20 protein-coding genes and 1 tRNA gene are annotated in these 20282 nt (G+C 50.6%); all 21 read left to right on the top strand.

Annotated features, from left to right (window positions below):
• The first annotated feature begins 396 nt into the window (after window positions 1-396).
• Window positions 397-1068: a copper amine oxidase N-terminal domain-containing protein gene (locus L7E55_RS15900; RefSeq protein ID WP_277445322.1), complete on the top strand. Its 672-nt coding sequence runs from the start codon at window positions 397-399 to the stop codon at window positions 1066-1068.
• A 602-nt stretch (window positions 1069-1670) separates the two neighbouring features.
• Window positions 1671-1745, top strand: a tRNA-Arg gene (locus tag L7E55_RS15895).
• 198 nt (window positions 1746-1943) lie between these two features.
• A complete protein-coding gene (locus tag L7E55_RS15890) occupies window positions 1944-2420 on the top strand; it encodes a hypothetical protein (RefSeq protein ID WP_277445320.1) in 477 nt (158 codons plus the stop codon).
• A 170-nt stretch (window positions 2421-2590) separates the two neighbouring features.
• Complete coding sequence (locus L7E55_RS15885) at window positions 2591-3025, top strand: hypothetical protein (RefSeq protein ID WP_277445318.1); 435 nt, start codon at window positions 2591-2593, stop codon at window positions 3023-3025.
• A 294-nt stretch (window positions 3026-3319) separates the two neighbouring features.
• Window positions 3320-5113, top strand: a complete 1794-nt coding sequence (locus tag L7E55_RS15880) for a PAS domain S-box protein (RefSeq protein WP_277445317.1) — start codon at window positions 3320-3322, stop codon at window positions 5111-5113.
• 33 nt (window positions 5114-5146) lie between these two features.
• Window positions 5147-5722, top strand: coding sequence for a hypothetical protein (locus L7E55_RS15875; protein WP_277445315.1), 576 nt, complete (start codon window positions 5147-5149; stop codon window positions 5720-5722).
• An 87-nt stretch (window positions 5723-5809) separates the two neighbouring features.
• A complete protein-coding gene (locus L7E55_RS15870) occupies window positions 5810-7453 on the top strand; it encodes a DUF445 family protein (protein ID WP_277445314.1) in 1644 nt (547 codons plus the stop codon).
• Between the two features lie 28 nt (window positions 7454-7481).
• On the top strand, window positions 7482-8462 hold the full coding sequence (locus L7E55_RS15865) for an ABC transporter substrate-binding protein (RefSeq protein ID WP_277445312.1): 981 nt from the start codon (window positions 7482-7484) through the stop codon (window positions 8460-8462).
• Window positions 8437-9183, top strand: a complete 747-nt coding sequence (locus L7E55_RS15860; RefSeq protein WP_277445311.1) for an ABC transporter permease — start codon at window positions 8437-8439, stop codon at window positions 9181-9183. The genes L7E55_RS15865 and L7E55_RS15860 overlap by 26 nt, the downstream gene beginning before the upstream one ends.
• Window positions 9184-9205: 22 nt before the next feature.
• A complete protein-coding gene (locus tag L7E55_RS15855; RefSeq protein ID WP_277445310.1) occupies window positions 9206-9916 on the top strand; it encodes an ABC transporter ATP-binding protein in 711 nt (236 codons plus the stop codon).
• 143 nt (window positions 9917-10059) lie between these two features.
• Window positions 10060-10974, top strand: a complete 915-nt coding sequence (locus tag L7E55_RS15850) for a quinate 5-dehydrogenase (protein ID WP_277445308.1) — start codon at window positions 10060-10062, stop codon at window positions 10972-10974.
• 69 nt (window positions 10975-11043) lie between these two features.
• On the top strand, window positions 11044-11397 hold the full coding sequence (locus L7E55_RS15845) for a sterol carrier protein (RefSeq protein ID WP_277445306.1): 354 nt from the start codon (window positions 11044-11046) through the stop codon (window positions 11395-11397).
• A gap of 1 nt (window position 11398) precedes the next feature.
• Window positions 11399-12757 (top strand): APC family permease, encoded by a 1359-nt coding sequence (locus L7E55_RS15840; RefSeq protein WP_277445305.1) that lies wholly within the window; start codon window positions 11399-11401, stop codon window positions 12755-12757.
• Between the two features lie 244 nt (window positions 12758-13001).
• On the top strand, window positions 13002-14519 hold the full coding sequence (locus L7E55_RS15835) for an N-acetylmuramoyl-L-alanine amidase (RefSeq protein ID WP_277445304.1): 1518 nt from the start codon (window positions 13002-13004) through the stop codon (window positions 14517-14519).
• A 259-nt stretch (window positions 14520-14778) separates the two neighbouring features.
• Complete coding sequence (gene murI / locus L7E55_RS15830) at window positions 14779-15579, top strand: glutamate racemase (RefSeq protein WP_277445303.1); 801 nt, start codon at window positions 14779-14781, stop codon at window positions 15577-15579.
• Window positions 15580-15681: 102 nt separating this feature from the next.
• The gene (locus tag L7E55_RS15825; RefSeq protein ID WP_277445302.1) at window positions 15682-16659 is read left to right on the top strand and encodes a 2-hydroxyacyl-CoA dehydratase family protein; all 978 of its coding nucleotides are present in this window, start codon (window positions 15682-15684) and stop codon (window positions 16657-16659) included.
• 4 nt (window positions 16660-16663) lie between these two features.
• Window positions 16664-17428 (top strand): acyl-CoA dehydratase activase, encoded by a 765-nt coding sequence (locus L7E55_RS15820; RefSeq protein ID WP_277445301.1) that lies wholly within the window; start codon window positions 16664-16666, stop codon window positions 17426-17428.
• The gene (locus L7E55_RS15815; RefSeq protein WP_338091241.1) at window positions 17425-18219 is read left to right on the top strand and encodes an MBL fold metallo-hydrolase; all 795 of its coding nucleotides are present in this window, start codon (window positions 17425-17427) and stop codon (window positions 18217-18219) included. The genes L7E55_RS15820 and L7E55_RS15815 overlap by 4 nt, the downstream gene beginning before the upstream one ends.
• Window positions 18220-18221: 2 nt before the next feature.
• The gene (gene rph / locus L7E55_RS15810; protein ID WP_277445299.1) at window positions 18222-18947 is read left to right on the top strand and encodes a ribonuclease PH; all 726 of its coding nucleotides are present in this window, start codon (window positions 18222-18224) and stop codon (window positions 18945-18947) included.
• Window positions 18948-18965: 18 nt separating this feature from the next.
• Window positions 18966-19577 (top strand): XTP/dITP diphosphatase, encoded by a 612-nt coding sequence (locus tag L7E55_RS15805; protein WP_277445298.1) that lies wholly within the window; start codon window positions 18966-18968, stop codon window positions 19575-19577.
• Window positions 19578-19592: 15 nt separating this feature from the next.
• Window positions 19593-20063, top strand: coding sequence for a metallophosphoesterase (locus L7E55_RS15800; RefSeq protein WP_277445323.1), 471 nt, complete (start codon window positions 19593-19595; stop codon window positions 20061-20063).
• The last annotated feature ends 219 nt before the right edge of the window (window positions 20064-20282 follow it).

The raw sequence follows: 20282 nt of genomic DNA, 5'->3' as shown, positions 1-20282 counted from the left end.
ACAGGGTTAACGCCTCTTCGTTTTTTCTGTTACACTTCTTCTCCCCAAAAAAGAAAAACCCTCGTAAGGGTCATGTAATTCTAACCATATAGACTGATTCGGGTTCAAATATTGCTGGCCGCAACAAAATATTGCATTATGTGAGAGGAATTTTAAGGTTAAAAGAGAAGCATTATATCATTAAAGGTGCATTCCTGTAATAATTGGAACGGCCTTTGATAAGTGAGACGCCCAAGCAATACAACGTTCTATACCATTTTGTAAGAGAGTTGACTATACTATTCATAATTACACATTGATGTAATAGCAGGAGCTGTTATCTAACCATAATGTGAAATACTAAGAAATTAGGAGATATTTAAAAACAATATAATTTTATTAAAGGAGGAAATATTTATGAAACGTTTTGGTGTAATCCTTTTATGCTTCATGGTTGTGGTACTTACTGTTACAACTTTAGCACTTGCCGATACGCCTATTAAGCTGGTTATCAATGGGCAGCAAATTGATTCCAATCCGTCACCAATAATGTACCAGAACAGGGTTTTTGTGCCAATAAGGTTAGTTTCCCAGGCTCTTGGCTATAATGTAACTTGGCAGGATTCAGACCAAACAGTGATACTAGACAACCGCAAGCCGGCTTTAAAGATTTATGGATCTTATGATTTAGAACAGAAGGTGAATAAAGCACTTGCGCTGTTAAAAAATCAATCGCCAGAAACATATACGGTAATACAAAACAATATTGCAGAAATACGCTTTGCCGAGGAAAAAAATGGAGATAAGGCTGCTTGGCTAACTGGTAACGTTATAAATATGTGTAGTGATTTTGGATATACGCCTGTTAACCAGGAGACACCATTAATTGCGAGTATAATAACAAAAGAAACCTACCGTTATTTATACTCAAAGGAGCCACTAGCTGCTTTAACAAATGATGATGCTGAAGTTATGGCGGATATTGTAGCATACCGTGTTGTACAAAAGTTAGGCGCTTCTGATGAACTTCTTTTCACTTTAAAACAAAATGCAAAAAATAGTCTTGATCGGACGTACATTGCGAATTGAAAGATTTGTTTGCCGACACGTTGCAGGAATGCTTAAGTAGAGATGGATAACAACCCGGGTTATGCCAATAAGACGATAAAACAAAGATACTATCAACAGGCTTAACGGACATAGTTAGAAAAAGTCGGGAGCCAATATGGTGAAATAGACCAAGAAGTCCCTCGTGGCCGTTTATTATGCTTGTATTACCTGAGGAGCCCATTAATTGTTGGCAGGCATTTTGATCAAGGTAAGATTTATTATGATAACCAATTAGCTCGCGGGTCATTGGGGCAATTTGCCCATTTAATTGGGAAAGAACAAGTGGTTCGGGAATAAACCCGAGACCGTGTTCAGGTGTAGAGCTTGAAGGATCGCTTTGTACGTTGCTAAAATTCGTAAAGTTAATATAATTCAAGAAATCTTTATTGAACGGTCCTCATTGAGAGTAGTAACCGCTAAAGAAGGTGATGCTACACATAAACTAATAATAACGGCAAGTAAAATAAATTTTAATAATAAAGGTGTTTTAACTTTGTGTAGAAATGATATCATTTTGCTGCACCTCCCTGTGTAAAATATAAAATAAAGTTGCTTCTACCCAAACTACTTGCCATGAGTATGCGCCCGTAGCTCAGGGGATAGAGCGCCGGCCTCCGGAGCCGGAAGCGCAGGTTCGATTCCTGCCGGGCGCACCATTATTTAGCAATAGGTGACTCGGGCTATTGGTTAATAGGGAATGCTAATCCCAAGACGTTGACCCGAATTGAATAGTTTCAACTTTAAACCCTACCTGCAATTAAGTAGGGTTTTTATATTGACATAAAACGGCAACATTGTGATGATAACATAAAATAATGGCACATTATGCTAATAAACGAAAGAGGGTGGCTTTAGTGAAGTCAAGCAAATGGCGTTTCGGTGTTATTTTTTTAGTAATGGTTGTCCTTACCGCGGTTGTATCAGGTTGCTTTAACCAAAAACAGGCAGACAGAAATCCCTCCCCGCCAAACGGAGAAGTTGGCGGAGGTTATGGCCCCCCAGGTGGTCCCCCGAATGGTCCGCCAAATGGTTACTTGAACGGGGAAGGTCCTGCGAAGCCGGGTTATAACTTCAACGATGCGGCAAGTCTATTGGATATGACGAGTGATAAACTCAAAACAGAAATGCAGTCAGGTAAATCAATGGAGCAGATTGTCAGTGAACATGGTATGACGATGGACCAGTTTGATGAAAAGATGCAAGCGAAAAGGAAAGCTGAGATAGTTCAAGCGGTCGCAGATGGTAAGATGACACAGGAGCAAGCTGACAACATGCTTCAAAACATGGGAAAACAGCCTAATAAAGTGGACCCGGGCAAAGATAATAAATAGAAAGTTGCCCTTAAGGGATGAAGCGTTAAACATATGAAAAATAGCTGGCTCCCTGGACTAAGTTTAGCGCCGAATTTACGAAGTCCGGAACTTGCTTGGCGGCTTGCTTGTAACGTACACTCCTGAAGCCGGCTGGTACCGGATGATTTCTCAGTAAAGGAGGTGAAAAAATGATCAGCGGAATTAGTGGCGGCTCGCTTACCAGTAATATAAACGTTTTATCCGGTTTATCTCAAACGGTAAGCAATTTAACGCGTGCTTCATCAAGTGGCGCAAGCAGTGCATCAAGTAGTAGCAGTTCCTATCCTTATTCAGAAGCAATGGACACCAACAACGATGGTGTTGTCAGCCAAGCAGAATATTTAGCGTATATGAGAAAAATACAGGAGGAAGCGGCAAGCAAGCTTGAGCAAAAAAGCGATAACACCAAAGCAATAAACGACACTGGGCAAAATAGCAATGATGACAAAGCAGTAAGCGACACTGAGCAAAGTAGCGGAAGCGCAAAAGTGGAATCCAGTGAGTATTCTTATGCCGTACAACAGTATCTTAACAGTGTCGCAACAACGGAAACAACCTATAACCTAATAAATTGCCAAGTATAAGTTCACCAACAACACACTTGCAATAATGTTAACCCTTCTGAAAGCAATATCTATTGTGTCACAGAAGGGTTAATTCATAGTATTGCTTTGTTCGGTTTTTTTGCCTGACCCTATTTTACTTGTCACCAGGTGGACTTTGAAACGGTTACGACGGAACGAAGTTGCTTGATGTTTGAAGGATATTTTGTTTTTATGTCGTATTTATTAAAATAAACTATTAAATTGTTATTTTATTATCCAGTTGGATTTTCCTAAATCAACTGGATAACATCTTTTCTGGGGGGTTATCGAATTTTGTCAAAAAAAGTTTATATTAATAAACGTGAATTGAGGGATTATCACGATTCATTGGAGAGGATGGTAGAGGAACTAACAGGCCAACTAATTAAAACTAATGAGCTATTAAAAAAGGAAACTGCTAAACGTGAACAAGCGGAAGAGAAACTGCGGGAAAGCGAGGAGCGTTACCGGCGGCTTGCTGAGCATTCGCCAGACGCGATCATTGTTCATAGTGAAGGTAAAATCGACTTTATTAACAAAGCGGGGGCAAGGCTTGTCGGCGCGGCTAGTGCCGCGGAACTTATTGGAAAGCCCGTGATGGATTTTATTCAGATCTATGATTACCCGTTTACCGATATTGACGGCTCCCCGCTGGTGCTGGAAATGGGGTTTGATATTACCAAGCGCAAACAAGCGGAAGATCTGTTTAGAACGTTGACCAACAGTTCACCGGTCGGCATCTTTATCGTGCAGGACGGAAAGTTCCAGTTTGTCAATCCCCGTTTCCTGAAATATACCCATTGCTCTGAAGAAGAACTGATCGGTATGGATTCCTTCAGGTTTATTATACCCGAGGATAGAGAAATAGTAAGGGAAAATGCCGTTAAGATGCTAAAAGGGAAACGTTTGACTCCTTATGAATACAGAGTGATGGGGAAAGGCGGGAAAACGAGGTGGATCATGGAGACGGTTTCCTCCATCAATTATCGCGGGAAACCGGCGGTTCTAGGCAACAGCTTGGACATCACCTGGCACAAGCGAACCGAAAAGATGCTGAGTTCGTCAGAAAAACGGTTCTCCAAGGCAATGAACACTATTCCAAGCCCGATGGTTATAATGAGGATCTCAGATGGACTGCACATTGAGGTAAACGACAGTTATCTGAAAAATTTCGGTTACTCCCGGCGGGAGGTTATTGGGCATACAGTACGAGATTTGGATATTTACGTAAATCCGGATGACCGTATAAAGATGATTCAAATGCTCTCGGAACAGGGGATTGTTCATAACCTGGAAACGAGTCTGCGCGCCAAGTCGGGTGAAGCGCGCGTGGCGCTATTGTCCGCGGATACCATCGAGGTAAGTAATGAGCCATGTTTAATGGTAGTGATAAATGATATCACCGAGCGCAAGCAAATGGAGAAAGAGATGGCCCGTTTGGAGCGCCTGAATTTGGTGGGGGAAATGGCCGCGGGCATAGGCCACGAAATTAGAAATCCCATGACCACCGTGCGTGGATTTCTGCAGATGCTTGATCGAAAAAAAGAATACGTTCAGCACAAGCATTATTTTAATCTAATGATTGAAGAACTGGACAGGGCCAATACAATCATTACCGAATTCCTTACCATGGCTAAGGGCAAGCCGGTCGATTTAAAGCCGCATAATCTTAATCAGATTGTGCAAACCCTGTTTCCGCTAATTCAAGCCGACGCTATGAACTCTGATAAAAATATTGAAGCGGAACTTGCGGAGATTCCCGATTTGCGTCTTGACGAGAAAGAAATACGCCAACTCATTTTGAATCTTGTTCGAAACGGGCTGGAAGCAATGGCGGCCGGTGGGAAATTAACCATTCGCACGTTTTTTGACGGTGAAGAGGTCAGTTTATCAATTCAGGATCGTGGCTGTGGAATCGAGCCTGACGTGCTCGAAAAAATCGGCACCCCGTTTTTTACAACTAAAGATAACGGCACGGGGCTGGGTATCGCTGTTTGTTATAGCATCGCCGCCAGGCATAGTGCTACAATAGATATAGAAACCTCTCCCAGCGGAACAACCTTTTTTATCCGGTTCAGGACTCAATGACATATTTCGACTTTAGCAAGGGATGTGTGAAGAATGGCTAAACAAGGAAAGAGAGAATTTGCCTTAACAGCTTCCGGCTATGAGTACGATAAGGAGCTGGCAAGGCTGTCAGTGAAAGTTTTTCCGGCGCTTCAGGCTTTAATCGCAAACCAGCATGATTTAATTGAGATTTCCAAAACACATGCGCCGGAGAAATCGATTTTTCTGGAAGCTCACCTGGCTGAGCTGGTTGAAGTTGAGGAAACAATTGCAAAGGAATATGCGAAACATTGCGCTAAAAGAGAAGAATTGAAAATGAAAAGGCAGAATAAGGATAAAATTGTTAAAGACATGCCTCAACCGGAAGAAAAGAATAATCTTCAATATGGATATGATGAACACGTAAAGGAAACCGAAGCACTGTTGGATGAGGCGGCAAACCGGATGAGCCCCGGACTTCCATCCGCGAGGTTTGCGACTAGCCCCAGGCCTTCTGTAAAACAGGAGGATAAAGATATCAGGCGAATAGCTATTGGCGCTTCAATTAAAGCGCTTAGCGCCTTGCTCGGGCGTAAACTTAATGAACAGGAATTATCAGTTATTGAAAGTCAGGTCGATTCTTATCTTTAGAGCGTCTGATGTTTCCTTCACATATATGTGATAAAATATTACAATCAAAAAAATTGAGGTTCACTACCTGTCAGGTGGTAAATGTTTGTGGAGACGCTGCTGGTACTGCTTAAAAACATCATTCTGTCCACCCTGCACGGCTGGGTGGGCGCTTCTCTGGCTGTCTTCATGTTCTTCCGGCCGCTCAAGCCCTGGCGGATCGGGCGCGTCAGGATATGGCAAGGGGTTATACCGGCCCAGCAAACGCGCATTGCCGAAGCGGTCAGCGGGGTGGTATCAAGTGAGTTGCTCACACCGCAGGCCCTGCTTGACTACCTTGTACAGGAGCAGGCGCTGGAACGACGGGTAAGGTCCACTATGCACGATCTGGTGACGTTGGTTGCCGGCAATGAATATCCTTCCGTGGAGTCAATGTTTCCCCCGCCGGCCGCCGGCTTAAAAGAAGAATTAAAAGCACGGGCCAAAGAGGCGTTGTCGCAGTGGGCGCTGAAATATTTAACCGACCCTGGTGTCGAAGCTTGGCTCAAGGACTTTTTGCACCGCCAGCTGAAACGCCTGTGGCAAAAGAAAGCCGGTGAACTGTGGCCGGAAGAGCGGGTTGAGGCTGCTTTGCGGCGCTTCCTGGAGGACGCGGCAGTTTACCTGTCCGGACCGGAGTTTAGGGACGCGGCCGTGCGCTTGATCGGACAAGCGCACAGCACGCTTTGCGGGCAGGCTATGCCCCTGCGGGATGTTCTGCCGCAGCCGCTGCAGGATAAAATGGCTGAGTGGCCGGCCCGGCTGGCGCAAGTGCTCCCGGAACTGATCATGCGCCTGCGGGATAACGAAGAAGTGCTGGAGCGTTTGACCGCGGTAATCCTGGATATCATGGAACAGCTCAAAGGAAAGGGATTGTTGGCGCGCGTAGGGATCGGCCTGTTCCAGTTTTTCAGCGAGTATCGGGCGGAAGTGGAGAGTTTTGTGCGCAATGACATGTTTCCCCGCTTGGGCGAGTTCCTCTCCTCGCCGGAAATGAGAATACGGCTGGAACAGTATGTCCGGGAACAGGCGGACGCTATTCTGGACCGTCCGGTTGGTGAACTGGCGAGCGGACTCGATCCGGGGCAACTGGCGCAGGCGAGTGACTGGCTGGCCGGGCGTTTGAGCGGGTGGCTGGCCGGAGCGGACGCGCAGGCCTGGCTGGGTGAGTTTCTACTGGGCCGTTACCGCGCCATGGCCGGGTGCACGGTAGCCGAGTTATGCGGGCGTTACGCCGGCGTCACTCCGGAAAAAGCGGAAGCGTCACTGGCACATCACGGCCTTGACCTGCTTCGCCAGCCTGTGACGGTACGTTTCGTGCGGTTGGCGGCCCGCTCACTGGTTGAGGAGATCGCGAAATATCCGGTAGGCCGCCTGCGGGATCGTTTCTCCGGGGACACGCTGGAAAAAGTCGAAGTAATGATCGCGGGGATGATTACCGCTTACCTAAAAAATAAAATTCCGTCTTTTCTTGAAGAACTGGATTTAAAAGCCATAGTCAGGACAAGAATTGAAAGTTATTCCACCAGTGAGTTGGTGGACATGTTCCAGCGGGTGACGATGAACAGCCTGCAGAAGATTGAGATTTACGGAGCGGTGATTGGGGCGGTGATGGGGGTGTTTTTCGGCCTGGCCAACCTGCGCGCGGACGCCTTTTGGTTTATCGCGGCGCTTCTGGCGTTTGTGATTGGGATGTTGCGCTTTGTAAAGTAGAATTTAATGATACGAGGGGGAAGTTTCATTGCGGAGGTTAACAGCAGCTGTAGTTGCGGTAGCGGCAGTTTTATTGCTGGCCGCGGGGTGCGGAAACCGGGGAGTAAGCGATAAAACGCCGTCAGCCGGCACACCGGATAAAATTATTGTGCAGGTGCCCCTGGCGCCGCCTACCGCGCCGCTTTTTAAGATGGTTGAAGATGGCTTGCCGGAAGGAACCAAGTTGGAACTGCTGGTTTATAACACTGTTGATGAAGCCACCGCCCGGGTAATCAAGGGGGAGGCTGATTTCAGCGTGTTGCCCGTGAATGTGGCGGCCAAGCTTTATAACTCGGGAATAGACATCTCCCTGGCTAATGTCAATACCTGGGGTATCTTATATCTCGTATCGGTGGATGATAAAGTCAAAGAGTGGCAGGATCTCAAGGGCATGGAGCTGTATGTGGGCGCCCGGGGCTCCACCCCGGACGTTCTGACACAGTACCTGCTTCGCCGGAGCGGGCTAAAGGAAGGGGAAGTCAAACTGACCTACCTGGGCTCTCCGGAAATAGCCCAGATGGTCATTAACGGTCTGGTGAAGAACGCGGTGTTGCCCGAGCCATTGGTAACCCAGGTGCTCATGAACAACCAGCAGGCCCGGGTAGTCAGGGACTTTTATACCGACTGGCAGCGGTCCGAGGGAGAAACAAGGCTGCCGCAGACGGGTATGGTGGTGAGCAACGGTTTTGTCCGCTCTTACCCGGGCGCGGTGACCGGTTTCCAGAAGGCATACGCCGGTGCCCTGGACTGGACCGTGGCGCATCCGGATCAGGCGGCTCCCCTGGTGGAGACAAATCTGAAGATGCCCGCGCCGGTATTTGTCAGGAGCATGGAGCGGACCCGCCTGCAGTTTGCCGGTGGTTCCGGCGCCAGTAAAGATGTGAGCGCCTACCTGGCCAGGCTGCTGGATTTCTCACCGGATATGGTGGGGGGAAAATTGCCTGATGAAAAATTCTACCTTTCTGAATAGGGGCCTGCCGCCCCTGTTTGGTTTGGCTGTGCTCCTGGCCGCCTGGCAGCTTGTGGCGGGTTTCTATAATCCGGTTGTATTGCCCTCGCCGGTGGATGTCTTACGGGCTCTAGCTGATCTGGCGGTTGGCGGGCAGCTCTGGGAGCAAGGACGCCTGTCCATTATTCGCGGCCTGGCCGGGTTTGCCCTGGCGGTAGCCTGCGGGTTGCCGCTGGGTCTGCTGATCGGCCTGAATCCATTTGTCGCCGGCCTCTTCCGGCCGCTGGTGGTGGTATTGCAGGTAATTCCTCTGGTCTCCTGGCTTTTGCTGGCCTTGATCTGGATCGGTTTCAGCAAGGTGCCTGTTTTCGTGGTGTTTGTAACCACCTTTCCCCTGATTGTGATCAATACCATTCAAGGGGTCTGGAGTGTTGACAGGCAGTTGCTGCAGATGGCCGCCGTTTTCCGCATCACCAAATCAAGAGTAATCCGTGAGGTTTACTTGCCCCAGGTGGCGCCTTACTTAATGGCCGGTATTTCGGCCGCCATGGGGACAACCTGGAAAGCCGTGGCCATGGCGGAGTTGTTCAGCGTGCAAAAAGGGATTGGCGCCGGCATGGCCGTTGCCCGGATGAACCTGAACACGGCGGCGTTGTTAGCCTGGACTCTTTTTCTAGTGTGTTTGGGGCTGTTGGCAGACTGGCTGGTTGCGCAACTGATGCTTGGGAAACGAAAAATGTAGTGCAGTAGAAAGGATATAGCATTTGATTAATTTTGAACATGTTTATAAAACCCTGAGGCAGACCAGGGTTTTATGCAATTTTTCTTTTTCCGCGGAAATTGGTAAAATACTTTGCCTGATCGGACCTTCCGGCTGCGGTAAAACAACCATCCTTCAGTTGCTGGCCGGGCTGGAGCAGCCTGACGCCGGACAAATCACCGGTACGGAGGACCTGCGGGTGAGCTACGTTTTTCAGGAGCCGCGCCTGCTGCCCTGGAAAACGGTTGCTGAAAACATGGCTTTTGTTTTGCGGGGGGTGGTGCCCTCCGCCGGTCAAAAGGAATTGATTAATCGCTACCTGTCGATGACGGGTTTGTATGACTATCGGCACAGCTATCCAGACAGTTTGAGCGGGGGGATGAAACAACGCCTGGCGCTTTGCCGCGCCTTTGCGTTTCCACACGACCTGCTGCTGCTGGACGAACCCTTTAATTCACTTGATGTTCCCCTGCGGCTTGGGCTGGTGCGGCAGATTATCAGGATGTGGCAGGCGGAACCCCGTACGATAGTATTTGTCACTCACGATATTATGGACGCCCTGCTCCTGGGACACCGTGTTGTTGTGCTTTCCAGAGCGCCCGCGGCTGTGCTTGACGCGGTGGATGTCGATATCCCGCTGGAACAGCGCAAGATCGGCCGGGACCCTTTGCCTGCCTGCTATGCCCGCATCATGGACCTGCTGGAGAGCGAGTAGCGTCCTGACTCATCCCCTGTAACGCGTCCATCCCCCACATTTGCCTGATAATAGGCCCGGCGCTTGTTTTTTTAGGTTTTTTTGGATACAATGGTAAGTAGTAAATGTATGATTTACGGGGCGTCAATAGGAGGCTGTAAATATTGAAGAAAGTAGTCAGTGTCAGTCTCGGTTCTTCTAAACGCGATCACAAGGTTCAGGTGGAACTTCTGGGGGAGCAGTTTGAAATATCGCGGATGGGTACGGACGGTGACTTTAACCGGGCGCTGGAAGTGTTGCGGGAACTTGACGGAAAGGTGGACGCCATCGGTCTGGGCGGTATTGACGTTTACCTTTATGTCCGGCAAAAGCGCTACGCCATTCACGACGGGCTTAAGTTGGTGGAAGCGGTCAAAATGACGCCGGTGGTGGACGGAAGCGGTTTAAAAAATACCCTGGAGCGGGAAGTAGTACGCATCCTGGCTGAAAATACCGGCCTGCTTAAAAAAGGCATGAAGGTCCTGATGGTTAGTTCGCTGGACCGGTTCGGCATGGCGGAAGCCCTCTACGACATGGGCTGTGACATGACTTACGGCGACCTGATTTTTACCATGGGTATGACTTACCCAATCAAGACGGTGGCGGAGCTTGAGGATATCGCCAACCGCACCCTGCCCGATCTGGTTAAAATGCCTTTTCAGATGCTTTATCCCACCGGTAAAAAACAGGAGAGCCAGGACGAGGAAAAGGTGCGAAGATTCGCTGGCTACTATTATGAAGCGGATGTGATCGCCGGGGATTTTCACTTGATCAGGCGTTTTATGCCGGCCGGCATGAATGGGCAGACCATCTTGACAAACACTACCACGCGCGACGACGTTGAATTCCTGCGCGATAAGGGAATAGGCACCCTGGCTACCACTACCCCCGAGTATGAAGGACGATCTTTCGGCACTAACGTTATTGAAGCCGCCATGGTGGCTATTCTGGGTAAACCGCTGGAGCAAATTGCCGCTGAAGATTACCTGGAACTGCTGCGCAGGCTGAACTTTCAACCCCGTATCCTGCGCTTGTCGTAATAGCCTGAACCTGGCAAATTGCGGACGGTTTATTAGCTAAAACAGCCGCCGGGGAGGTTTAAGATAGTTTTGGCGACTCATACTGAAATAACAGAAAGTCTTAAGGTGTTTAAAGATAATTACAACGGCAACGAGCGTTTAAAAATAATGAACAGGGACTGGAACCGCGTAGTGGTGATCAAAGCTACAGATATCGAATCCCTGCATACTTTGAAGGTACAAGACGGCTTGGTTTCATTGAAAGAAGGCGCTGTGGAAAATCCCAATCTGACGGTGATTTCCGACAGTGAAACCCTGGCTGATATTTTTTACGGCGATATCACTCCCACTGAGCCTTACAACAATGGTACCTTGCGGATTATAGGCCAGGAAGACGATATTATCCGGCTTGATTTCATTTCCCTGATGATCTGGGGTGAATAGCTTGCAGTTAAAAAGGGTCCTTACCCTGCGTACAGTGGTTGCCACCAGCGCCGGACTGACCCTGGCCACTTCGACCTTTGTCGCCGCCGTGCAGGTGGCTGGTTATGTTTTGGGAGATACCGCCTGGATCGCTATCCTGACCGGCGGGATTCTTTGTTTTTTAGCCGCGGCGTGTTTTTCCGAGTTGAACGGCCTTTTGCCCACGGCCAACGGCATCCGCCTCTATTTTAGCCGTGCTTTTAACGATCAGGTATCGTTGACGATTTCAATATTATACATGTCCATCGTGATCGTCGGCGTGGTCGGGGCGGAAAGCTATGTTCTTTCCAGGACATTAAGCGAGGTTTTTCCGGCGGTGCCGCCTTATAGCTGGGTTGTATTGCTGCTCCTCCTGGTCACCGTGATGAATCTCAGGGGCGTGAAAATAGCCGGGGTTTTCCAGGATGTGATTACTTACGGGCTGCTGGCTTCACTGGTGGCGATCAGCCTGGTCGCCCTGTATAAGGTTAACTTCCAACTCAACGCGCCTTTCGCGCCCGGCGGGGCTTCCGGCCTGATTAACGCGGTGGCGCTGGGGGTGTTCCTGTTTGTCGGTTTTGAGTGGGTCACTCCCCTGGCTGAAGAAGTGATCCAGGTAAAGCAAATTTCCAGGGGCATGATGATCGCGCTGGGTTTCCTGAGTGTGGCCTACGCTGTTTTCACCGTGGCCATGACCGCTGTGGTGCCGAAAGATGTGCTGGCGGCTTCGGCCGCGCCTCATATGTTGTTTGCCCGCGCAATCCTGGGCGGACCCGGCGCGGCGTGGATGGTGGCCCTCAGTCTGGCGGCCTCTGTGACCACCTATAACGCCGGTATGATCAGCGTGTCCCGTTTTATGTACGCTTCCGCGCGGGAGCATGTGCTGCCCGCGGTATTCAGTAGGGTGAGCATGCGTTTTTTTACCCCGTGGGTGTCCGTTGTTGTTCTCTTTTTTATCGCCATGACCGTGGCGGCGGTGACCCTGCTGACTCACCGCTACCTGGTTTTGTTGGAACTGGCTGCCGCCATGGAGTCCATCGTATATGTCCTGGCCGGACTGGCGGTAATCAGCCTGCGCCGCAAAATGCCGGACCAGCCCCGTCCTTACAGGATCAAGGGAGGGTTGGTTATCCCCGTGTTGACCGTCATGGTCTTTGCGCTGCTGGCAATAGCGGTCTTGTCCGCCGACATGTGGGCGCTCATTGATTTAGCGGCGGCTTTTCTGGTTTGCCTGATTTATGTGAACACGGCCGTACCATATTTAAAGAAGAAATATGAAGCCCGCAAACCGGCGGCACGACGGCGCCCGCCCCGGGCAAGCGAGAGTATTGAGGAAAATTAATACTTTTAAAAATTGCTATATAATCTGCTTTACCAAGGGAACTATTTGAAGCTATAGCCAGTCTAACCACATAAGCGTTGAAGTTTCATAAAGATACAGACTTCGACTTTATGTGGTTTTTTAACGTAGTTTTCCATAATTTTTATAGAAATGTAATTACAATTAAGAGGATTTTTGGATATTAATGTAGAATTTTATTTCAGTTAGTTAACTATTAACGCTGTGAGGCGTAGGGGGGTCGATAATGCACTTAAAGAACCGGTTACCGTTTGTATTTTTTGTTTCGCTGGTGCTGACGCTGTTCCTTGGCATTTTTCTGGCATATCCGGATATATCCGCCGCCGGTGAGATTGCTGTCGTGAAAGTCGATGTCGCCAATATTCGCACCGGGCCGGGGACAGACAATAGTGTGTTTTCGCAGGTGGGTTTGGCTGAGCGCCTTCCGGTGTTGGGAAAATCAGGTGACTGGTGCCAGGTGAGAATCAGTGACGGCTCAACCGGCTGGGTGGCCGGCTGGCTGGTCGCCCTGGAAACTACCGGAACCACGCCAGAACCTTCCCGTTCGGGGGAGGATTCCGGCAGCTTGAAAACCGCCGTGGTTACCGGCAGCGTGGTAAATATCCGCAGCGGCCCGGGTACTTCAAACGGGGTGATCGGGCAGGTTAACCAGGGGAATACCCTTTCAATCCTGGAACAGTCCGGCGACTGGTACCGCGTTAAGTTATCGAGCGGCTCAACCGGCTGGGTAGCCGGCTGGCTGGTCAGTGTCCGTTCCGCGCCGGCTCAGACTTCTCCTCCGGTTAACCAGGACACGGGCGGTAAAACACCCGGAGACAATAGCGGGAAAGCGGACAACCAGTCCGGCAAGGCGCTTTCCCTAAATGTCAGTGATTCGGGTGGCAAAACGAGCGCTACTTTGAAAGCTAGCGCGCCGTTTAATTACTCTTCTTTTTTCCTGAATAATCCGGACCGGCTGGTTGTGGATATGCAGGGGGTCACTCCCGGCGACCTGCCGCTCAACACCACAGTTGATTCCAAGTCTGTAAGTCAGGTGCGAGTGGGATATTTTCAAAAGAACCCTGACGTCACCAGGCTGGTTTTTGAATTAAAGGGCGGCGCCCAGTACCTGGCGTCATTGTCCACCGACCAGAAGACATTGACGGTTGAAACGTATATTCCCAATGTTAGCGGGTCTTACCGGGGCAAGATCATTACCATTGACCCCGGCCACGGGGGAAGCGATCCCGGTGCCATCGGCGCGGGCGGAACCAAGGAAAAGGAAGTAACCCTGGACATTGCCAACCGGATTGCCAGAATCTTGGAGGCGAATGGAGCCAAGGTTGTCATGGCCAGGTCAGGAGATACGGATGACGACCTCTATGAGCGCACTGATAAAGCTAACAACGCCAAGTCTGACGTTTTTGTCAGCATTCACATCAACGCCAACAACGATAAGTCGATCGGCGGTACCACAACATATATTTACAGTGGTACAGGCGCCAGAGTTCAAGAGAGCGACAGGCTGGCGCGCTGTGTTCAAGCTGAAATGATCAAAACCCTGGGATTGCGGGATATCGGTGTTAAGAGCGCCAATTTCGCGGTGTTGCGTACTTCCAATATGCCGGCTATTCTAGTGGAAGTAGCGTTTATTTCCAATGCGGCGGAAGAAAAATTGATGCGTACCGATAGTTTTCGCAGTAAAGCGGCGGAAGCGATTGCCAGGGGGATCGGGTTGTACTTTGCCCAGAGAAGGACAGCTTAAAAATTTTTAATAAATAGTAGTCAGTATTCAGTAGTCAGTAGTCAGTATATTTCGAGACGATAAGCCATTCTCTCATTCTGACTCCTGAGTAGTTGCCAAATAGTATTTTTTCGAGCTTAAGTAAAGCTCGTTTTTTTTTTGGATAAAAAAGAGGAACACTAATCAACCTAGTGAATAGTAATAAGGAGTTGTCATATTTGAGAAAACTCCTCTTAAACTTAATAGAAGGGCGGTACTGTTAAGCAGAGGAGGGAAAGAATTGAATAATGGCGGGGCTATCGGTCTTTTTGACTCGGGAATCGGCGGCTTGACAGTTTTCAGGGAGGTAAACAGAATACTTCCTGATGAATCAGTCATTTACTATGGCGATACGGCTCACGTGCCGTATGGTTCGCGCAGTGTTGAGGAATTAATATATTTTGCCGGCAGGATCGTAGCCTATTTAGTGGAGCAAAAGGTCAAGTACATCATATTTGCCTGCAACACCAGCTCGGCCCTGTCCTTACCAGTTTTAAAAAGGATTTACTCTCTGCCGATGATGGGTCTGGTCCAACCCGGCGCCGCCGAAGCGCTGCGGCTAACCCGAAACAGGAGGATCAGCGTCATTGCCACCGAAGTTACAATTAAAACAAAAGCATATGAAGAAACGCTAAAAGCGCTTGACGGTAGTGTTGAGGTTGTCAGCCGGGCTACACCGCGCCTTGTCCCCCTGGTTGAAACGGGAGACATGGATACGCAAGCAGCCTCCGCTGTGGTGCGGGAGAGCTTGTCTCCATTGCGCGGCGCCGGTACCGACACCTTGATTCTCGGCTGTACCCACTACCCCTTTTTGGCCGGATTAATTGCCGCTGAGATGGGACCGGAAGTGCGGCTGGTAGACCCGGCCGAGGCGACTGTGCGGTTGGCGGCTAAGGAAATGGCTGGTCTGGAGTTGCGGACCGCGGGTGGCGCCGCTCCAGCGCACCGGTTTGCCGTAAGCGGGGATCCGGAAGCATTTCGTGAAAAGGCGCGGCTTTTTATGGGAAGGGATATCGGCCCGGTTGCCCGCGTAGTATTGTGAAAGCCACGGAACATGTGCTCGTGGAGAAGCGCCAAGCCATATGGATAATTTTTTTTGCAAACCATGTGTGTGTAATATAAAATATGGAGATGATGAAAAACCGTGCCAAAGGTTGGCCTTACCACGACAGTGCCGGTTGAAGTAATATATGCCGCGGGATGGGTGCCGGTGGATCTGAATAATCTTTTTATCACCGGTGAGAATCCCCAGGCGCTGGTGGAGGAAGCCGAACTGGCCGGGTACCCCCGAAACTTATGCGCCTGGATTAAGGGAATTTACAGCACTGTGTTGAAACAGCGGGATATTAGCACAGTTATCGCGGTTACCCAGGGTGACTGCAGCAACACGCATGCCTTGATGGAAACGCTGCAGTTGGCCGGGGTGGAAATTGTGCCCTTTGCCTTCCCGTACGATCGCGACGCCGACCTCTTGCGGCTGCAGATAGAGAAGATGATGTGCCACTTTGACGTTTCCTGGCGGCAGGTGGACGAAGCCAAGGAACGCCTGAACCGGGTGCGGGGCAAGGTATGGGAACTGGACCGGCTGACCTGGCAGGAAAACCGGGTCAGCGGGTGGGAAAACCACCTTTACCAGGTCAGTTGCAGTGATTTTAACGGTGATCCGGATAAGTTCGCCGCGGATACGGACATGTTATTGGAAGAAGTCCGTTCCCGGCCCCCGGTGGAAAAGGCATTGCGGCTGGGATATATAGGAGTGCCGCCGATTGTAGGTGACTTGTACCAATATCTTGAAGAGCGCGGGGCGCGGGTGGTGTTCAACGAGACCCAGAGGCAGTTTACCATGCCTTACGCGGCAGCCGGTCTGGTTGAGCAATACCGGCGCTATACTTACCCTTACGGCGTCTTTTTCCGCTTGGCGGACATTAGCCGGGAAGCCGCCCGGCGCAATTTGGACGGGATTATCCACTATGCCCAGAGCTTTTGTTTCCGCCAGATCGAGGACCTGATTATCAGGGAGAAGCTTGACCTACCGCTGCTGACCCTGGAGGGTGACAAGCCCAACCGCCTGGATGCGCGTACCCGGATGCGCCTGGATGTTTTTTTAGATATGCTGAGGTGATTATATGTTTATCGGCCTGGACCTGGGCAGCCGCAACGTAAAGATAGCCTTGATGGAAAAAGGCCGGACAACCCGGTTGCTGGAGTTTGACACGGTCAGTTTTTACCGTGAATACGGGCGAAAAACCGGCGGCAGGCTAACAGTCGATTTTGCAACGCTCGGACTTGACGTTACCGGCGCGGTGATTACCGCGACAGGGTATGGCCGCCAGGCTGTAAATGTGCGTGACGCCAGGATCATTCCGGAAATAAAAGCGCATGTCAGCGGCGCTGTTCACTTGACCGGGCTGGCCGGCTTTACCTTGCTCGACTTGGGCGGGCAGGACAGCAAAGTGGCCCTGGTGCGCCAGGGGCGGCTGGTGGACTTTCTGACTAATGACAAGTGCGCCGCCAGTACGGGGAGATACCTGGAAAACATGGCCGCGGTGTTAAATATCAGCTTGGAAGAACTGAGCCTTCATTATCTTGACCCGGTGGAATTAACCTCCACCTGCGCCATTTTCGGCGAAAGCGAGTTGATCGATAAAATCGTTGAGGGACATCCCGTGTCCTCTTTGGCTGCCGGGGTCAATTACAGCATATTTAAGCGAATTCACCCGATGCTGGCCAAACTGTCCAGTGACACTGTCGTATTTACCGGCGGTGTAGCCCGTAGCGGCGCGCTGGCGGAAATTATCAGGCGTGAGACCGGAGCCCGGGTGGTTGTGCCGGAACAACCGGAATATGCCGGTGCCATCGGGTGCTGCGTAGAAACAAGGGGGAATGAATGATGCGGATTACCGTTCTGGGTTGCTGGGGGCCTTATCCACGGGCCGGCGGCGCCTGCTCGGGCTACCTGGTCAGCGACGGCGGGGTAAATGTGATGCTCGAAGCGGGTAGCGGGGCATTAAGCAGGTTGATGGAACACATTAATTTTCGCTCATTGGATGCCGTAATAGTGACCCACCTGCACCATGACCATTACCTTGACCTCTTTCCGTTGCGCCATGCGCTGGAAGGAGCCAGAAAGGACGGCAGCCGGGACAAGCCGGTAAAACTGTTTATCCCGCCCAGGCCGGGCGGTGAATTCAGCTTGCTTAGCAGTTATAATGAAGCTTTTAAAGTAAAAGCTATAGATACACTTATTGAAGAAAAAATAGCCGGCGGTTTTACGGTACAGAGGTTGGATATCGGCGGGCTGGCGGTTCGCTTTGTACCCACAAAACATCTCTTGCCGGGCTATTCCGTATCGTTTGAGGGGACAAGCAAATTTGTTTTTTCCAGCGATACCGCCCGTACTGACGAGCTTGTCGCGCTGGCCGCCGGGGCGGACTTGTTCCTGTGCGAGGCGAGCGGCTTGGACAGCGACGCCGGCCATATGGAGGGAGCCCACCTGACCGCCCGCCAGGCCGGTGAAGTGGGGCGGGCAGCCGGTGTCAGGCGGCTGCTGATTACCCATTTCTGGCCGGAGTATGACCCGGCGGAACTGGGCGCCCAGGCTGCGGCGGGGTTCGGCGGGCCTGTGACGGCGGTGCGGGAAGGGCAGACATATATATACACACCAATAGCAAACGAGGGATAAACATGGATAGAGTTGACGGCAGGAAACCCGGGCAATTGAGGCCGGTGCTGATAACAAAAAATTACATCAAACACGCCGAGGGTTCGGTTTTGATTGAAGCAGGTAATACCAGGGTTATTTGCACCGCTACCATAGAAGATAAAGTGCCGCCTTTTTTAAAAGGCAGTGGGAAAGGCTGGGTTACGGCAGAATACGGCATGCTGCCGCGCGCGACCGGAACAAGGAACCCCAGGGAGGCGGCCAGGGGCAAAATTGGCGGCCGGACTCACGAAATTCAGCGTCTGATCGGCCGTTCACTGCGTTCGGTAATTGAACTGGCGGCAATTGGCGAGCGGACGGTACTGTTGGACTGCGACGTCATTCAGGCGGATGGTGGCACCCGCACGGCTTCAATTACCGGAGCGTTCGTGGCGCTGGCGGAAGCTTTAGATAAATTAAAAAAACAGGGCCTGATCCGCCGCGTGCCCTTGACAGACTTTATCGCCGCCACGAGTGTCGGCCGGTTGGACGGCGAAATCTTGCTCGACCTTTGCTACGAGGAGGATTCCGCGGCGGAAGTGGACATGAACGTTGTCATGACCGGTGGAGGCCGTTTTGTGGAAGTCCAGGGCACCGGGGAGGAAGCTTCTTTTACCAGGCAGGAAATGAACGATATGATTGAATTGGCAACGCAAGGAATTCAGCAACTGGTCGCCTGCCAAAAAGAATCGCTGGGCGGCATATTGTAACGTGGGAGGAAGATAGGAATGAAGCTGGTTTTGGCGACGAATAACAAGGGCAAGGTCAGGGAGTTGTCCGAAATGCTGGTGTCTTACGGCATTAAGGTGTTATCCCTGAATGATTTCCCCCAAGTCGGGGATATCGAAGAGGACGGCAAGACATTTAAAGAGAACGCTGTTAAAAAAGCCACAGTAACAGCCGGACTGACCGGGCTGACAGCCCTGGCCGACGATTCCGGACTGGAGGTGGATTACCTTGACGGGGCCCCGGGGGTTTATTCGGCCCGCTTCGCCGGGACAGAGAAGAGTGACAGCGCCAACAATGAAAAGTTGCTGAATTTATTGGCGGGGCTGCCGCCGTACAAGCGTACGGCCCGGTTCCAGTGTGTTATTGCCATTGCCCGGCCCGGCGGTTCGGTCCATACCGTGCAGGGTACCTGCGAGGGAGTGATCGCGGGTGAACCGCGGGGTGACATGGGTTTCGGCTACGATCCTTTATTCTACCTGCCTGAATACGGTAAAACTTTCGCTGAAATTGACCTGCCGCTGAAAAACAAAATCAGCCACCGCGGCAAGGCGCTGGCCCAAGCCCTGGAATACTTATCCGAATTGAGTAATAAAGAGATTAACAGGGGGTGATAACTGTTGCGGGTAATGGTGTTCAGCGACAGCCACGGACGGCTGACATTTGCCCTCCAGGCACTCCGGAGCGCCGGGCGGGTTGATTTAATATTACACGCCGGCGATCACTACAGCGATGGTATAAAGCTATGCGCTGAAACCGGTATACCGGTAAAAGCGGTAAGAGGAAACTGTGACTACGGCCTTGACGGGTTGGAGGAGGAGATTGTCGAGCTGTCCGGCCGGCGAATCCTGCTCACGCACGGCCACCTCGCCGGAGTCAAGCTGCCGTCGTCACGCGGGAACCTATTTGCGGCAGCCCGGGAAAACGAAGTGGAAGCGGTGGTTTTCGGACACACACACGTCGCGGTTGCCGAGCACGAGGGGGGCATATTGCTCTTTAACCCCGGCAGCATCGCCCGGCCGATGGATCAGGAACGTCCCAGCTACGGTATCCTGGAAATCACCGAGGAAGGTATCATTCCTTATATCTACCGCATCTAACTTACATACACCCGGTAAATATTTTTCGGCCAGGGTTGAAAATAACACTGGTTCAAAAATAACTTTGACTCCCCACAAATTTTTAGTTATAATATCTCATCTTTGACAGTTACAAACTATAAAAAGGCTTGAAAACCCTGTATTTGCAAGGAGTTCAAGCCTTTTTTGTTATTCTTAAAAAGTGAGTAATGTTATTATTTTTTAACCCTGCTTAAAATT

Source organism: Pelotomaculum isophthalicicum JI, assembly GCF_029478095.1.
Lineage (GTDB): Bacteria > Bacillota > Desulfotomaculia > Desulfotomaculales > Pelotomaculaceae > Pelotomaculum_D > Pelotomaculum_D isophthalicicum.
The sequence above is the reverse complement of the archived record's forward strand: the minus strand, read 5'-3'. Positions and strand labels throughout refer to the sequence as shown.

Bases quoted from the DNA above. Each gene is read 5' to 3' on its own strand.
- L7E55_RS15900 (WP_277445322.1), top strand. From the start codon at position 397: ATGAAACGTTTTGGTGTAATCCTTTTATGCTTCATGGTTGTGGTACTT.
- L7E55_RS15885 (WP_277445318.1), top strand. From the start codon at position 2,591: ATGATCAGCGGAATTAGTGGCGGCTCGCTTACCAGTAATATAAACGTT.
- L7E55_RS15875 (WP_277445315.1), top strand. From the start codon at position 5,147: ATGGCTAAACAAGGAAAGAGAGAATTTGCCTTAACAGCTTCCGGCTAT.
- L7E55_RS15860 (WP_277445311.1), top strand. From the start codon at position 8,437: ATGAAAAATTCTACCTTTCTGAATAGGGGCCTGCCGCCCCTGTTTGGT.
- L7E55_RS15835 (WP_277445304.1), top strand. From the start codon at position 13,002: ATGCACTTAAAGAACCGGTTACCGTTTGTATTTTTTGTTTCGCTGGTG.
- L7E55_RS15820 (WP_277445301.1), top strand. From the start codon at position 16,664: ATGTTTATCGGCCTGGACCTGGGCAGCCGCAACGTAAAGATAGCCTTG.
- L7E55_RS15815 (WP_338091241.1), top strand. From the start codon at position 17,425: ATGATGCGGATTACCGTTCTGGGTTGCTGGGGGCCTTATCCACGGGCC.
- rph (WP_277445299.1), top strand. From the start codon at position 18,222: ATGGATAGAGTTGACGGCAGGAAACCCGGGCAATTGAGGCCGGTGCTG.
- L7E55_RS15805 (WP_277445298.1), top strand. From the start codon at position 18,966: ATGAAGCTGGTTTTGGCGACGAATAACAAGGGCAAGGTCAGGGAGTTG.
- L7E55_RS15800 (WP_277445323.1), top strand. From the start codon at position 19,593: ATGGTGTTCAGCGACAGCCACGGACGGCTGACATTTGCCCTCCAGGCA.